Origin of the sequence: Methylobacterium organophilum (assembly GCF_022533465.1) — a bacterium.
GTDB classification, from domain to species: Bacteria; Pseudomonadota; Alphaproteobacteria; order Rhizobiales; family Beijerinckiaceae; genus Methylobacterium; species Methylobacterium organophilum.
Genome location: NZ_CP092848.1, coordinates 4,966,013 through 4,980,520 on the forward strand (window position 1 = coordinate 4,966,013; position 14,508 = coordinate 4,980,520).

Annotated in this window: 11 protein-coding genes; 7 read left to right on the forward strand and 4 right to left on the reverse strand. The window is 69.3% G+C overall.

Going from position 1 to position 14,508, the window contains the following annotated elements; all coding sequences use genetic code 11:
* Nucleotides 1-93 precede the first annotated feature (93 nt).
* Nucleotides 94-447 carry a DUF3140 domain-containing protein gene (locus MMB17_RS23490; RefSeq protein WP_238314901.1) on the reverse strand — a complete coding sequence of 118 codons (354 nt, stop codon included), beginning with the start codon at nucleotides 445-447 and terminating at the stop codon, nucleotides 94-96.
* Between the two features lie 160 nt (nucleotides 448-607).
* Here MMB17_RS23490 and MMB17_RS23495 point away from each other — a divergent pair, with 160 nt between their 5' ends.
* The 3 genes from MMB17_RS23495 (at nucleotide 608) to MMB17_RS23505 (ending at nucleotide 4,085) form a co-directional block, all read left to right on the forward strand.
* Entirely contained in the window at nucleotides 608-1,888 is a 1,281-nt protein-coding gene (locus tag MMB17_RS23495) for an O-acetylhomoserine aminocarboxypropyltransferase (RefSeq protein ID WP_241100463.1), read from the forward strand.
* A 544-nt stretch (nucleotides 1,889-2,432) separates the two neighbouring features.
* Nucleotides 2,433-2,981, forward strand: a complete 549-nt coding sequence (locus MMB17_RS23500) for a Ros/MucR family transcriptional regulator (RefSeq protein ID WP_238314897.1) — start codon at nucleotides 2,433-2,435, stop codon at nucleotides 2,979-2,981.
* 312 nt (nucleotides 2,982-3,293) lie between these two features.
* Nucleotides 3,294-4,085, forward strand: a complete 792-nt coding sequence (locus MMB17_RS23505; protein ID WP_238314895.1) for a lytic murein transglycosylase — start codon at nucleotides 3,294-3,296, stop codon at nucleotides 4,083-4,085.
* 93 nt (nucleotides 4,086-4,178) lie between these two features.
* Here MMB17_RS23505 and MMB17_RS23510 read toward each other — a convergent pair whose 3' ends face one another.
* Nucleotides 4,179-5,351, reverse strand: coding sequence for a DUF2778 domain-containing protein (locus MMB17_RS23510; RefSeq protein ID WP_241100464.1), 1,173 nt, complete (start codon nucleotides 5,349-5,351; stop codon nucleotides 4,179-4,181).
* Between the two features lie 347 nt (nucleotides 5,352-5,698).
* On the opposite strand from MMB17_RS23510, the gene MMB17_RS23515 reads away from it, so the two are divergent.
* The gene (locus MMB17_RS23515) at nucleotides 5,699-7,330 is read left to right on the forward strand and encodes an ABC1 kinase family protein (RefSeq protein ID WP_238314891.1); all 1,632 of its coding nucleotides are present in this window, start codon (nucleotides 5,699-5,701) and stop codon (nucleotides 7,328-7,330) included.
* 519 nt (nucleotides 7,331-7,849) lie between these two features.
* A complete protein-coding gene (locus MMB17_RS23520) occupies nucleotides 7,850-8,941 on the forward strand; it encodes a sensor histidine kinase (protein ID WP_241100465.1) in 1,092 nt (363 codons plus the stop codon).
* Between the two features lie 22 nt (nucleotides 8,942-8,963).
* Here MMB17_RS23520 and MMB17_RS23525 read toward each other — a convergent pair whose 3' ends face one another.
* Nucleotides 8,964-11,042, reverse strand: coding sequence for a putative bifunctional diguanylate cyclase/phosphodiesterase (locus MMB17_RS23525; RefSeq protein ID WP_241100466.1), 2,079 nt, complete (start codon nucleotides 11,040-11,042; stop codon nucleotides 8,964-8,966).
* A 609-nt stretch (nucleotides 11,043-11,651) separates the two neighbouring features.
* Nucleotides 11,652-12,461 (reverse strand): hypothetical protein, encoded by an 810-nt coding sequence (locus tag MMB17_RS23530; protein ID WP_241100467.1) that lies wholly within the window; start codon nucleotides 12,459-12,461, stop codon nucleotides 11,652-11,654.
* A gap of 276 nt (nucleotides 12,462-12,737) precedes the next feature.
* On the opposite strand from MMB17_RS23530, the gene MMB17_RS23535 reads away from it, so the two are divergent.
* The gene (locus MMB17_RS23535; protein WP_238314875.1) at nucleotides 12,738-13,124 is read left to right on the forward strand and encodes a response regulator; all 387 of its coding nucleotides are present in this window, start codon (nucleotides 12,738-12,740) and stop codon (nucleotides 13,122-13,124) included.
* Between the two features lie 22 nt (nucleotides 13,125-13,146).
* On the forward strand, nucleotides 13,147-14,442 hold the full coding sequence (locus MMB17_RS23540; protein ID WP_241100468.1) for an O-acetylhomoserine aminocarboxypropyltransferase/cysteine synthase family protein: 1,296 nt from the start codon (nucleotides 13,147-13,149) through the stop codon (nucleotides 14,440-14,442).
* Nucleotides 14,443-14,508 lie beyond the last annotated feature (66 nt).

A 14,508-nucleotide genomic window follows, 5' to 3' on the forward strand; every position in this document is an offset into this window, starting at 1 on the left:
GGGTCTAGAGCGCTCCCGGGCCGAGGGGAAGCCGCCTCGGCGACACGCCAGGGTGGTGGTGCGATCCCCTCCCTGGGCGCGGGCCCGAGGGGCTCACGCCTTCAGCGGATCGTGCCCCCAGTTCATCAGCGAGAGGCGCCAGGGCGAGTCCGCCCGCTTGGCCTTGTCCTCCGGGCCGCCCTGCTTGAGGTGGCGATGCACGTAGCCGACGACTTTCTTCATATGCGCGTAGTCGTCGTCGCTGAGATCGGCCTTCTTCTTGTGGAGGATGCTCACGATCTGGCGGCCAGACTTGTGGCCCGTGGCCTCGCCGCCCTCCGTCTTCTGGCCGACGGAGCGGCTTTCCTCGGTCTCGAGGAACGTTTCCAGAGCGGAGGCGGTCATGTTCACCGCCGCCTTGAAGTCCTTGTAGATCGCCTCGTGGTCGTCCTTGGCCGCCGCCGCCATCGCTCACCTCGAGTTCTCTTGAGAAAACGTTCGCCGAGAACTTCGGTGGGCGAATGCGGTTCCTCCGGGCAGCCGGGGCGAAAGCGCACGGCGGGCCTGCGCCTGCCCGCTTGCAACGGCGCGAAGGCGGGGCGTAAACGGCCCGCGGGAGACTTTAGCGATGACCGACCGCCAGCCCGGCTTCAACACGCTTGCGATCCATGCGGGGGCGAGCCCCGACCCGGCCACGGGCGCGCGGGCGACGCCGATCTATCAGACCACGAGCTTCGTGTTCGACGATGTCGACCACGCCGCCTCGCTGTTCGGCCTGCAGGCCTTCGGCAACATCTACAGCCGCATCACCAACCCGACCAACGCGGTGCTGGAGGAGCGCATCGCCGCCCTCGAAGGCGGCACCGCGGCGCTCGCCGTTGCCTCCGGCCATGCCGCGGAGTTCCTGACCCTGCACGCCCTGATGCAGCCGGGCGACGAGTTCGTGGCGGCCAACAAGCTCTATGGCGGCTCGATCAACCAGTTCAACCATTCCTACAAGAACTTCGGCTGGAACGTCGTCTGGGCCGATACCGACGACCCGGCCTCCTTCGAGGCGGCGATCACCCCGCGCACCAAGGCGATCTTCATCGAGTCGATCGCCAATCCGGGCGGCGTCATCACCGACATCGCGGCGATCGCGGCGGTGGCCAAGCGCCACAACATCCCGCTCATCGTCGACAACACGATGGCGACCCCCTACCTGATCCGGCCCTTCGAGCACGGCGCCGACATCGTCGTGCATTCGGCCACCAAGTTCCTGGGCGGCCACGGCAACTCCATCGGCGGCCTGATCGTCGACGGCGGCAGCTTCCGCTGGGAGGGGGATGAGCGCTACCCGATGCTCTCCAAGCCCCGGCCGGAATATGCCGGCATGGTGCTCTCCGAGACCTTCGGCAATTTCGGCTTCGCCATCGCCGTACGGGTGCTGTCCCTGCGCGATCTCGGGCCGGCGCTCTCGCCCTTCAACGCCTTCCTGATCCTCAACGGCATCGAGACGCTGCCGCTGCGCATGCAGCGCCATTCCGACAACGCCCTGAAGGTCGCGACCTTCCTGAAGGATCACCCCCTCGTGGAATGGGTGAGCTATCCGGGCCTCGAGAGCGACAAGTATCACGGGCTCGCCCGGCGCTACACGCCCAAGGGCGCCGGCGCGGTGTTCACCTTCGGTCTCAAGGGCGGCTACGAGGCGGGCGTGAAGCTGGTCTCGAACCTGCGGCTGTTCAGCCATCTCGCCAATATCGGCGACACCCGCTCCCTGGTGATCCACCCGGCCTCGACCACCCACCGCCAGCTCACCGACGCGCAGAAGAGCGCCGCCGGGGCCGGCCCGGAGGTCGTGCGCCTCTCGATCGGCATCGAGGATCCGCAGGATCTGATCGAGGATCTGGACGCGGCGCTGCGGGCCTGACCGAACCGCGCCTGATCTTTCCTCGTCCATCGACAGTACAGGCAGAGGGGCGGCTCCATGGAGCCGCCCCTTTCGCGTTCGGGCCTTTGCCCGACGTTTTGCGACCGGCCGGCGCCAGCCGCCGCATCCTCGCCGAGCGTGCAGAGGAATACGCTGGTCAGGTGAAGGACCCATCAGAAGGCCGCCTGCCCTCGGCCGCGGTGGGAGATGACAACAAGCGCGCGATGAAAGTCGCCCGGACGACCGGGTTAGAGCCGGGGCATGTTTACCTGAGCTTCGGGAGTTCTCGCTTTTTTCCGCCTGGTCCACGCCAGGAACACTTCTGGACGAATCAACGTCTCGCCAAGCCTGCCGCGGCTCTGCGCGCGGGCTTTCTGAGCAACCTAATCCTGCGGGCAGGGCTCTCCGAATTCGCGCTATACGCGCAAAAACACGCAAGAATCGGCGGATTTCCGGTTTTTACAGGTTTCCATAGAGGAATTCGCTTGAATTCCTGCACAGGAGCGGTAGCTCCGAGACAGGGAAAAAGAAAGGGCCCTGTTATATGTCGGATGAAAGCCAGGTGGCGTCGATCGATCGTATCGAACTCGCGGCGGATCTCGTGTCTGCCTATGTCTCGAACAACTCGATGCCCGCCGCCGAATTGCCGGGCCTGATCGCCCAGGTCCATGCTGCCCTCGTCAATCTTTCGGCGCCCGCCGCGCCGGTCGAGGACGACATCGAGAAGGCCACGCCGGCCCAGATCAAGAAGTCGATCACGCCCGACGCGCTGATCTCGTTCATCGACGGCAAGCCCTACAAGACGCTCAAGCGCCACCTGACCACGCACGGGCTGGACTTCGAGACCTATCGCCGCCGCTATGGCCTGCCGGCCGACTATCCGACGGTGTCGGCCAACTACTCCGCCGCCCGTTCGGCCCTCGCCAAGGATCTCGGCCTCGGCCAGCAGCGCCGCCGCCCCGCCGAGATGGCGGCGGAGGCCAGCGAGACCGTGACCGAGGCGCCGAAGGCCCGTGGCCGCCGCACCAAGGTCGAGACGACCGAGGAGGCTCCCAAGAAGCCCCGCGGCCGCAAGTCCGCCGTCGCCGCCTGAGGCGCCGCCGACCCGGCGAGGCGGTCGGCCGCCTCGCGAGACAGGGCGCGACTCCCGGACAGGGGTCGCGCCCTTTGCCGTTCAGGGGCGCCTTGGCCGTGTTCTCGGCGGCCCGGGCGGATCACAGAGGCGTGACGCCGTCCCGCCGCGGGGGGCGCCGTGCTGAGGTTTCGGTGCCACGCTCGCGCGGAAGTGGCGGCCGCGGCCATGAAACCGCGCAGATCTTCCTTATATAGCCCTGCCGATCGGGGCGGCTAAGCTTGCTCCGGAAGAGCAGCGGTTCTTATACCCGCCGCGTACGAGGAGTTTCGAATGATCAGAAGCGGGGACAGGAAGCGTCTGGCGGTTCTCGGCCTGGCGCTGGCGTGCCTGGCCGGCCGGGCCGAGGCTGCGCAATGCGGCAACACGGCGGCCGGCTTCGAGGCGTGGAAGCGCGAATTCGCGGAGGAGGCCCGGGGCCGGGCCAGCGCCGCGAGCCTCGCCGCGCTCCAGGGCACGAGCTATTCCACGGCGACCATCTCGGCCGATCGCGGCCAGAAGAGCTTCAAGCTCTCCCTGGACCAGTTCCTGGCCAAGCGCGGCGGCACGACCATCGTGGCCCGCGGGCGGGCGCTCAAGCAGCAGAACGCGGCCCTCTTCGCCGCCATCGAGCAGCGCTACGGCGTGCCGCCGGGGCCCCTGCTCGCGATCTGGGGCATGGAGACCGGTTTCGGCGCGGTGAAGGGCAATGTGAACACCCTCTCCGCGGTGGCGACGCTCGCCTATGATTGCCGCCGCTCGGCCTTCTTCACCGACCAGCTCTATGCGGCCCTCACCCTGGTCGATCGCGGTGTGCTGACGCCGAGCACCCGGGGCGCGGCCCATGGCGAGGTCGGCCACACCCAGTTCCTGCCGAAGAACGTGCTGACCTACGGCGTCGGCGGCAGCCTCGACAGCTCGGCCAACGCGCTGAACTCGACGGCGAACTTCCTCAAGGCCCATGGCTGGCGGCCCGGCGCGGGCTATCAGCCCGGCGAGCCGAACTTCGCCGCGATCCAGGGCTGGAACGATGCCGGCGTCTACCAGAAGGCCATCGCCCTGCTCGGCGCCAAGATCGACCAGTAGCAAGATCGACCAGTCATCGGCCCGGCGCCGCCACGGCCCAAAAAATCCCCCGGGGTCCACCCGGGGGATTTTTCGTTTCGTGCCGGGCCTTCCTCAGCGGTTGGCGATGTTGGCCATCGCGTCCCGGCCGCCGCTCGCCACCACGACGAGGCGGCGGACCTCCCCGCGCAGATAGGCCTGCAGGAAGCGGTCGTAGTTGCGGAACACGACGCAGCCGTTCGAGGCGCCGCTCGCGCCGAGCATGTAGGTGTGGGCGAGCAGGCCGTTGCGGCCATAGATCGTGCCGCTGCCGCCGACCGGGGTGAGGCGGATCGCCCGCACCCCGTGGAACAGGGCCTCGCGCTCGCGCAGGTCGTAGGTGCCGGGCGGCGTGGCGCCCCGCATGCGCAGATGCACGTGGTTCGGGTTGTCCTGGGCGGCGCCGAGGCCGGAATGGGCCTCCAGCACCTCGCCGCTCGGCAGATAGACCCGCTGCGCGGTGATGTCGTAGACGGCGGTGGCGGCGCTGCTGACGGAGGGCGGCGCGGGCAGCAGGCGGTTGCGCGGCGTCATCGCGATGGCGTCGCTGTCGGGGCCGGCATAGGCCAGCGCCGTCGCCGAACTGCGCTCGCTGGCGGGCGTGGAATCGCCGCCGAAGATCGTCTCGAAGAAGGAGCGCTCGGCGGCGGGCGGCTGCGGGGTCGCCGCGGCGAAGACGCTGCGGGTCGATTGCGTGGTGACGCGGCTCGCCACGGCGCGGCTCGCCAAGGAGCGACTCGCCAAGATGCGGGGCGTCTGGGGCGGGCTCGCGGGCCGCAGCTCCGGCGGGCGGGAGACCGGCAGGGGCACGGCCTGGGCGACGGGCTTCGGCGCGGCGGCAGGGGTCTCGGCCAGGATCCGCGGGGCCGGCTTCGGGGCGGGCAAGGCGGCAGTCGTGGTGACCGCCTCGGCCGGAGCCGATTCTTGGCTCTGGGGCAGAGCCGCGGCCAGGCGGGCGGCGGGAACGGGCCGGGCGGGCAGGCCGAGGGTCTGGGCGCCGCGGCCGAGGGCCGGGCTCGGGTCGAGCATCCAGGCGAAGCTCGGCGCGGGGGGCGCCTGCGGCTCCGGCGCCGGCGGCTCGGCCTGGGGCGCCTCGGCGACCGCGACCGGCTCGGCGTCGTGCCTCAGGAGGAGGCCGCCATAGCCGGCGGCCCCGATCGCCGCGAGGGCGAGCATCGGCAGGAAGCGGTTGCGGGAGCGGGAGCGGCGCCGCACGCGACGGATCGAAGAATACGCGACGTAATCCATGCGGGCATCACTCGGATACGCGTTCCCGCACGGGCGCAGGCCGGCTCTCGCGCGGCGCGTCGCAAGACGCCCCGCGGGTGAGGTCCGAAGAGACCGGCTCCGCCGTTTAGGGAAGAATCAACCTTAAGCCTCCGTGCATTGAACGGGCTTTTGGTTAATCTTGAATAAATCGCCTATGGGTTTGAAACGGATCATCCTGAGCAGGCAAGGGCCTTGCCCTGGCCGCCCCGGCTGCGGCCCCCTCCCCCGCCTGCCCGGCGGGGCGCGCGCAAACGCCGCCAAAAAGCCTAAAGCCCGTGGCCCTTGACGCGCTTGCCAATCCCGGCGCCGCGGGCCATCCGGTTAGCATGCTGAAGACCGCCTTCGTCGCCGCGCGCGACCGCCAGCGCCTGTCGGAGATCGCGACGATCTTCATCGGCTTCGGTCTCAACAAGGCCGTCGACCGCTTCGGCCTGCGCAACATCCCGCTGATCCCCCGCCGCCAGCCCAAGGTCGATGTGACCCGGCTGTCGCAGCCCGAGCGCCTGCGCCGGGCGATCGAGGCCCTGGGGCCGACCTTCATCAAGTTCGGGCAGATCCTGGCCTCCCGGCCCGACCTGCTCTCGCCGGTCTGGACCGACGAGCTGGAGAAGCTGCACAGCCAGGTGAAGCCGGTGCCGTGGTCGCTGATCGGCCCGCAGCTCGAGGCCGATCTCGGCGCCCCGCCCAACGAGGTCTTCGCCGAGTTCGACACGAACCCGATCGCCTCCGCCTCCATCGCCCAGGTCTACCGGGCGCGCCTGCATTCGGGCGAGGAGGTCGTGGTCAAGGTGCTGCGGCCGGGCCTGCGCAAGATCATCGAGGCGGATCTGCGCCTGATGGCCCACGGCGCCCGCATCGTCGAGACGGAATGGCCGGAGCTCGCCCGCTACCAGCCGCAGGAGCAGATGCGCCACCTCGCCTCCGGCTTGAACGGCGAGCTCGACCTGCTCAACGAGGCCCGCAACTGCGAGATGATCGCCGAGATCTTCGCCGGCCGCGACGACATCGTGATCCCGAAGATCTACTGGGAATGGTGCTCCGAGCGGGTGCTGGTGCAGGAATTCATCCACGGCATCTCGCCCAACGACGCCGCCGCCCTGCGGGCGATCGACGCGGACAAGAAGCTGCTCGCCCAGAAGGGCTGCGACGCCTTCCTGCGCATGGCGCTGATCGAGGGCGTGTTCCACGCCGATCCCCATCCCGGCAACCTGCTGGTGATGCCGGGCAACCGCATCGGCTTCATCGATTTCGGCATCGTCGGCCGGCTCTCGCACAAGCGCCGCCAGCAGCTCCTGGTGCTGATCGGTGCCATGCTGAAGCAGGATGTCGACGGCCTGATGGCGACCCTGCTCGACTGGACCGGCACCTCGAATCCCGACCTGACCAAGCTCGAGCAATCCGCCCAGAACTTCGTCCAGACCCATTCGAGCGTACCGCTCAATCTCGGGCTCGTGCTCACCGACTTCATGACCATGGCCCGCGAGAACGACCTCGCCATGCCCACCGACCTCGCCATCCTGTTCAAGGGGCTGGTGACGGCGGACGGCGTGATGCGCCAGCTCGATCCGGGCTTCGACCTCTTCGCCGCGGCCGGCCCCACGGTGCGGGCCTCCCTGCGCAGCACCTTCTCGGCCCGCGGCCTCCTGCGCAAGGCGGAGGCGCTCGGAACCGGGCTCTACGGCGCGGCCTCGGAGCTGCCGACCCTGATCCACCTGATGCTGGTGCGGCTCAAGCAGGGCCGCGTCACCGTCGAGATCGAGCTGAAGGGCATGGACAAGCTCGTGCGCGGCATCGAGCGCGGGGCCGCCCGGGTCGCGGTCGGCCTCGTCGTGGCCGCCTTCGCCACCCAGATCGCGCCACGGTTGATGGAGCTCGGCACGCCGGTCTTCGTCATCATCGGCCTGACGGTGGCCGTGCTCGGTCTCGGCTGGCTCGTCCTGCTCGGCCGGAACCGCTGAGGCGCCCTGCACCGAAGAGCGTGGCCTTGCGACGAGCTCAGGCCAAGGTGGTAGTCCGAAATCGACGCTCCTTCGACCGAGGAGAGCTTGATCCTAGTTTTCGGTTCTCGGCTCCTGCATCGCACCATTACCGAATGGTCAAGCTGAAAGTATCGGGTTGCGCGGGTTTCTGTTTTCGCGTGTCCGGAGCCGTATCGAAAACTTGACGAAAATTGCCGGCCCTTGCGGGGGCAAGGCTCCGTGCTATGCTTGGCCCATGCCGAATCGCGGGTTCGATCCTCGCCGCGTCGGGGTATGAAGCGGACGCAAGATCCGCCCTTCCCGCCGCCGTCGAGTTCAAACGACAGAACACGCCCGCGCCGCGGCGCACCGGGGTCCGCCTCAAGGGTTAACCAAGGGTTGCCTTCATACCCTTAGGCGGAGCGATGGGGGAGTGCGGTGGTACAGGCCTTCATGGCCGCACGATGCGGGAGCGATGCTGCGTCGTCGGCGCTCGAATCCGAGAATGCGCGCCTGCGCATGAAGCTCGCTGAGGCCGAGGAGGCCCGGCGCCACGCGGAAGCCGTGTTCGCCCGCGCCCTCGACGCGAGCGCCATCCGCGCCATCACCGCCGAGGACCTGAACGCGCAGCTGCGCGCCAGCGAGGAGTTCAACCGCCGCATCCTCGCCTCCACGACGGATTGCGTGAGCGTGCTCGATCTCGACGGGCGGCTGATCACCCTCAACGACCGCTGCCTGGCGGTGTTCGGCGCCGGCAACTTCGCGGCCGTAGCCGGCCGGCCCTTCGCGGAGTTCTGGCCGGCGGCGAGTCGGGCGGCGGTGGGCGAGGCGGTGGTGCTGGCCTGCCGGGGTTCGTCCTCGCGTTTCCAGGCGGCCTTCGGCGACGAGGCCTCGGGGCAGACCTGGTGGGACATCGCGGTGGCGCCGGTGAACGGCAAGGACCACCGGCCCGAGCGCATCCTCGCGGTCGCCCGCGACATCACCGAGATCAAGCAGAACGAGGCGCGCCAGACGCTGCTGATGCAGGAGCTGTCGCACCGGGTGAAGAACACGCTGGCCATGGTCCAGGCGGTCGCGACCCAGACCCTGCGCAACGCCGCCTCGCTCGATGCCGCCGGCGAGGCCCTCGGCGCCCGCCTGCTGGCGCTGGCCCAGGCGCATGACGTGCTGATGCAGGGCGCCTGGTCCAGCGCCTGCCTGCGCAGCTTGGTCGACGGGGCCATCGCCCTCCACGGCGACGGGGCGCCGGACCGCTTCCGCGTGCAGGGCCCGGACCTGACCCTCGGCCCGCGGCCGGCCCTGACCCTCGCCCTGATCCTGCACGAGCTCGGGACCAACGCGGCCAAGTACGGCGCGCTGTCGCGCTCGGAGGGGCATGTCGCCATCGCCTGGGAGGTCACGCCCGTCGACGGCGAGGCGCGGCTGCGCTTCCGCTGGGAGGAGATCGGCGGCCCGCCCGTCAAGCCGCCGACGCGGACCGGCTTCGGCTCGCGCCTGATCGAGCGCAGCCTCGTGCACAGCTTCGGCGGTGCCGCCGTGCTCAGCTACCCCGAGACCGGCGTGGTGCTGACCATGGAGGCCCCGGCGGAGGTCCTGGTCGAGCACGCCTGACGGGGCTGTCGCGGCCCGTCCCTCAGGCGGCCTGGGGGCAGGATTCCGTCGGGCGGGGGAACTGGCGCAGGCTACGCGGGGCTTCGAAAGGGCAGGCCACGGCCTCCGGCTGGCCAAGCAGGAAGCCCTGGACGTCGGGGCAGCGCTCCTTGCGCAGGATCCGGAACTGCTCCTGGGTCTCGACCCCCTCCGCGGTGACGGCGAGGCCGAGGCCGCGGGCGAGGCCGAGGATGGCCCGCACGATCTGGGTCGAGCGCGCGTCCTCCCCGAGATCGCGCACGAAGCTGCGGTCGATCTTGATCCGGGTCAGCGGGAAGCTGTGAACGAAGCTCAGCGACGAGTAGCCGGTGCCGAAATCGTCGAGGGCCACCTGGATGCCCATCGCCCGGATGCGGCGCAGCAGGTCCAGGGCCGTCTCCCGGTTCTCCAGGATCGCCGTCTCGGTGATCTCGATCTCCAGGCGGTGGGCGGGCAGGCCGCTCCGCTCCAGCGCCGCCGCGATCGTCGTGAGAAGATGCGCGCTGCGCAGCTGCATCGGGGAGACGTTCACGGAGATCGTGAGCGGTTGCGGCCAGGAGGCCGCGTTGCGGCAGGCTTCCTCCAGGACCCAGGCCCCGATCTCGGGCATCAGTCCGGCTTCTTCCGCCAGGGGGATGAAGGCGGCCGGCGGCACCATCTGCCCGTCCGGCCCGCGCCAGCGCAGCAATGCCTCGAAGCCGACGGTCTCGCCGGTCTTGGCGCGGATCACGGGCTGGTAGTGCAGCGCGAACTCGCGCCGCTCCAGGGCGCGGCGTAGCCTCCGCTCCAGATCCAGGCGCACGGCCGCGAGCGCGCCCAGGCTCTCGTCGTAGAAGCAGGACCGGTCCCGGCCGTCCTGCTTGGCCTTGTCGAGGGCGAGATCGGCGTTCCGCAGGAGCGTTTCGACGGTCGCGACGCCGGGGCCGGCCACGGCGATGCCGACGCTGCAGGTGATGTTGACGGTGGTGCCGTCGAGCAGGAAGGGCTCTCGGAGCCGGGTGACGAGGCGGTCCGCGATCACACCGAGATGGGCCGGCTTGGCCGTGCTCAGCACGATGGCGAACTCGTCGCCGCCGACGCGCCCGACGAGGTCGTTGCCCCGGAACATCTCCCGCAGGCGCCCGGCAACCGCCTGGAGCAGTCGGTCGCCGGCACAGGGCCCCAGGGTATCGTTGACCAGCTTGAAGCGGTCGATATCCACGCAGAAGACGGCGCGGGCCACCTTGGTGTTGCCGAGGACATGGCCGAGATGCGCGTGGAAGGTCGCCCGATTGGCGAGATTCGTGAGCGCATCATGCTCGGCGAGGTGACGGATCCGGTTCTCGCTGTGCCGGTGTTCCGTGATGTCGGAGAAGGTCGAGACCCAGCCGCCGCTCGCGATGGCGCGCGTCGTCACCGACAGGATGCGGCCGTGGAGACGGAATTCATACGGGGCCGGGTCGTGCAACAGGCCCGCGCCGAGGTGATGCTCGACATAGGCGCTGGCCTGCGCGCGGCCGAGCGCCGCCGAAATGACCGAGGACAGGCTCCTGCCCTGGATTCCGTCCTGCGGCGGGAGGTGCAGCATCTCGGAGAAACGCTCGTTGCTGAGGACGAGCCGCTGCGATTCGTCGATCAGGCAAAGCCCGTTGACCATGTTGGACAGGGCGAGATCGAGCTTGGCGCGGGTGGCCGAGAGGGTCAGTTCGGTCCGCCGCCGCTCGGTCCGGTCGCGGGTGATCTTCGCGAAGCCGATCAGGGTGCCGGTCTCGTCATGGACGGCATGGATGGCGGCATCGGCCCAGAAGCGTGTTCCGTCCTTGCGCAGGCGCCAGCCCTCGGACTCGAAGCGGCCCTCGCTGCGGGCCACCGAAAGTCCTTTCTCGGGCAGCCCGGCTCGTCGATCCGCCTCGGTGTAGAAGCAGTCGAAATGCCGGCCGACGATCTCGTCCGCGTCGTAGCCTTTGATGCGCTGCGCGCCGGCGTTCCAGTGCGTCACCGTCCCCGAGACGGACAGCATGAAAATGGCGCAGTCCGTCACGCTCTGCACCAGGAGGCGGTACATCACGTCGGAATCGCCGTCGCCCTTGATCTGAACCGACATGGTGTCCCTAGTGGTTGCCGTCCCACCAGAGAGTCACAACGGTGAAGAACTCTTTTTGCTCCGCTCGTCCGAGTTGATTGAGCGGTTGGTTAAAGCCGCGATGAATCGGGCAACCTGAGCGACGGGCTCTTTTCGACCTCTCCCGAGTAAATGGCGCACAGGTTGTATTCGTGGCGGTCGGTTGAACGGCCCTTCGGCGAGAATTCGACTGCCGGCTCATCGTCTGGAGCGCCGGAAGAGCTTTCGGCCCGCCGATCGATAATTCTATTGAAGGTTGTAAACGCCCTGCCCGTCTGCGAGCTTGAGCGAGGCCGGTCCGCGGAAGAGGAAAGATCGGCCGCCGCGAGAGGGAGGCAAATTGACGCAGATTTGTCCGATTCCTGACGTAGAGAGGGCGACAACGCAAAGATGCCGGAACGTCCCGATCTACATGTTACGGGATGACTGTCGTGGCGAAGTCTCGGCGATTGTCGTCAGGAGGCGATTGCAGGCGAGATTTGCTTTCGAATGGAGTTGGACTGTCTAGCGAATGGGCTTTCCGGGAAAAGCCGGTCCGACCTTCGGGGCGAACCGGCGTCCGGCCTGTCGGAGCGGGCCGTCGCCCGGATGTCAGGCGACGCGGGGCTGCGGCTTGCGCGGCGGCTCGAACACGGCCTGGAGATGATGCGCGCACCAGCTCTTGCCGGCGAGCACTCGGCAGCCGCAGACGCGCTTGGCCTCGATCGAGGCCTGCTCGTTGTCGGCCCAGAGCGGGAAGTGGCACTCGAAGGCGGTGGCCTTCATGAAGGGCACGCCCTCGCCGCCATCGGCCGCGACGAGCAGCCGGGCCGCGGTGCGGATCGGGCCGACCACGGGCGCGGCGATCGCCGGCAGGGCCGCATCCTCGTCCGTGTTCTCGAGCCGCATGTCGTCGTTGGCGACGTCGGCGGGCAGCGGCATCGGCTTGCGGGGCTCGGGCTTCGGCGCCGCGGCGACGGTCTCGACGGGCGTCTCGGCCACGGCCTTCGGAGCTGCGGGCTTGGGAGCGGTCGCCTTGGGCGCCACCGCCGCCATGGGCGCGGGGGCCGCCTTCGCGGCCACGACCGGCTTGGCGGGGATGGGCTTCGGCGCCGCGGCCGGCCGCAGCTCGGCGACGGGCTTGAGCACGGTCGGCTTCAGGATGTTGGGCTTGGGGGCGGCGGGCTTCGCCTTGACCGGCGCGGCCACCACCGGCTCGACGGGGGCGGCCGCGGCGGCCACGGCGTCGGCATCGGGGCCGGCCTGGGCGGCGGCGTCGGCGATGCGGCTCATGATCTCCGCCACCGGGGTCCCGGTCTTGGCCGCGATTTCCGCGATGTCCCGGCCCGCGACCCATAGCGAGATTGCCAGGTCGGTCTGGTCCTTCGTCCAGGGGGTGCGGGTACGGAGTGCTGCGGCCATCGTGGAGGGGTGATTTGCTTGCTGCGTGTGAATCGGGGAGGCGCCGTATAGGGGCCGTCACGGGGAAAGTCCCCCGCGACGGATGCATGGCTCCTCTTCTTTGCCGGCTCGCTTGACAGGGCTTCGGCTCCCGAAAATCGCCGTCTTCGCCTGGGCAGCCTCCGGCAAATCGCCTTTCCACCGGCCGTATCGCCCGAAGGACGGCCGTCCTTGACCTCGTGGGACCCGCGAATTAGGCCCCGAAGAGCGGCCCACGCGAGAGTGCCCCCGAGCCTGATGACAGACGCCCCGTCCAAGCCGCCCGTCGTGCTTCTTGTCGAGGATGACGGCCTCCTGCTGATGGAGGCCTCCGACACGCTCGCCGAGGCCGGCTTCAAGGTTCTCGAGGCGCCGCACGCGGACAAGGCCCTGACCGTCCTGGAGGAGAGCGGAGACGTCGGCGTCCTGATGACCGACGTCGACATGCCCCAAGGCTCGATGGACGGCTTCGCTCTGGCCCGACTCGTCGCCCTGCGCTGGCCGGAGATCCCGGTGCTGATCGTGTCCGGGATGGGCACGCCCGGGCCGAACGACATGCCCGAGGGCGCCCGCTTCATTCCCAAGCCCTATTCGCCCTCGATGCTGGTACGCACCCTCAAGGCCTGCGTCCGGCGGGCAGCCTGACCCCAGACGGTATCCCGACCCCATGTCCAGCGAGACCCCGACGCTCCGCTTCGCCACCCAGGCCGTCCATGCCGGCGCGGCTCCCGATCCGGCGACGGGCGCACGGGCGCAGCCGATCTACTTCACCAACGGCTTCGTGTTCGATTCGACCGAGCAGGCCGCCGACATCTTCGCCATGCGCAAGACCGGCTTCTCCTACTCGCGCGGCTCGAACCCGACCGTGGCGGCCCTGGAGCGCCGGGTGGCGGCCCTGGAAGGCGCCAAGGGCGCGGTGGCGGTCTCCTCCGGCCAGTCGGCGGTGCTGCTCGTGCTGATGACGCTGATGCAGTCCGGCGACGCCTATGTCGCCTCGCCCCGCCTGTTCGGCGGCTCGCTCGGCCTGATGCGCCGCCTCGACGGGCGTTACGACCTCAAGCCGCAATTCGCCGCCGACATCACGCCGGAGGCCTTCGAGGCGGCGATCACCCCCGAGACCAAGGCCATCGTCTGCGAATCGATCGTGAATCCCTGCGCCACGGTGATGGATCTCGAAGCCATCGCCGCGGTGGCGCAGCGGCACAGGCTGCCCCTGGTCGTCGACAACACCCTCGCCTCCCCCGCCCTGATCCGGCCGATCGAGTACGGCGCCGACATCGTCGTGCACTCGACCTCGAAGTTCCTGGGCGGCTCCGGCCAGACCATCGGCGGCGTGATCTGCGATGCCGGCCGCTTCGACTGGGTGTCCCAGGGTAGCCGCTACAACCTGATCAACGATCCCTGGCCCGATTACGACGGGCTGATCGTGTCGCAGCGCTTCCCCGAGATGAGCTTCGCCGTCGCCTGCCGCCTGTTCGGCCTGCGCGACCTCGGGCCCGGCCTCTCGCCGATGAACGCCTTCCTGACGCTGACCGGCATCGAGACGCTGCCCCTGCGGATGGCCCGCCACTGCGCCAACGCGAAGGCGGTCGCCGCCTATCTCAAGGCGCATCCCGCCGTGGAATGGGTGAGCTACCCCGCCCTGCCCGGCCAGAAGGGCGAGGCGCTCGCCAACCACTACGTGCCCCAGGGGCCGGGCTCGATCTTCACCTTCGCCCTCAAGGGCGGCGAGCCGGCGGCGCTGCGGTTCATCACCAGCCTCAACCTGATCTCGCATCTCGTGAATATCGGCGAGATCAAGTCGCTCGCGATCCATCCCGCCACGACGACCCATCGCCAGCTCCGTCCCGAGGAGCGGGCGGCGGCCCTGGTCGGTCCGGAGACGGTGCGTCTCTCGATCGGCCTCGAGGATCCCGAGGATCTGATCGCGGATATCGAGCAGGCCCTGGCGCAGGTCGGCTGACGCCTTCGACGGCCGGGCGGGCCGTTCAGCCTTTCTTCGCGGCTGCCCGCGAGGATGCGGCCGGCG

Coding starts and splice junctions, on each gene's coding strand:
- MMB17_RS23490 (WP_238314901.1), bottom strand. CDS start 447: ATGGCGGCGGCGGCCAAGGACGACCACGAGGCGATCTACAAGGACTTC.
- MMB17_RS23495 (WP_241100463.1), top strand. CDS start 608: ATGACCGACCGCCAGCCCGGCTTCAACACGCTTGCGATCCATGCGGGG.
- MMB17_RS23500 (WP_238314897.1), top strand. CDS start 2,433: ATGTCGGATGAAAGCCAGGTGGCGTCGATCGATCGTATCGAACTCGCG.
- MMB17_RS23505 (WP_238314895.1), top strand. CDS start 3,294: ATGATCAGAAGCGGGGACAGGAAGCGTCTGGCGGTTCTCGGCCTGGCG.
- MMB17_RS23510 (WP_241100464.1), bottom strand. CDS start 5,351: ATGGATTACGTCGCGTATTCTTCGATCCGTCGCGTGCGGCGCCGCTCC.
- MMB17_RS23515 (WP_238314891.1), top strand. CDS start 5,699: ATGCTGAAGACCGCCTTCGTCGCCGCGCGCGACCGCCAGCGCCTGTCG.
- MMB17_RS23520 (WP_241100465.1), top strand. CDS start 7,850: ATGAAGCTCGCTGAGGCCGAGGAGGCCCGGCGCCACGCGGAAGCCGTG.
- MMB17_RS23525 (WP_241100466.1), bottom strand. CDS start 11,042: ATGTCGGTTCAGATCAAGGGCGACGGCGATTCCGACGTGATGTACCGC.
- MMB17_RS23530 (WP_241100467.1), bottom strand. CDS start 12,461: ATGGCCGCAGCACTCCGTACCCGCACCCCCTGGACGAAGGACCAGACC.
- MMB17_RS23535 (WP_238314875.1), top strand. CDS start 12,738: ATGACAGACGCCCCGTCCAAGCCGCCCGTCGTGCTTCTTGTCGAGGAT.
- MMB17_RS23540 (WP_241100468.1), top strand. CDS start 13,147: ATGTCCAGCGAGACCCCGACGCTCCGCTTCGCCACCCAGGCCGTCCAT.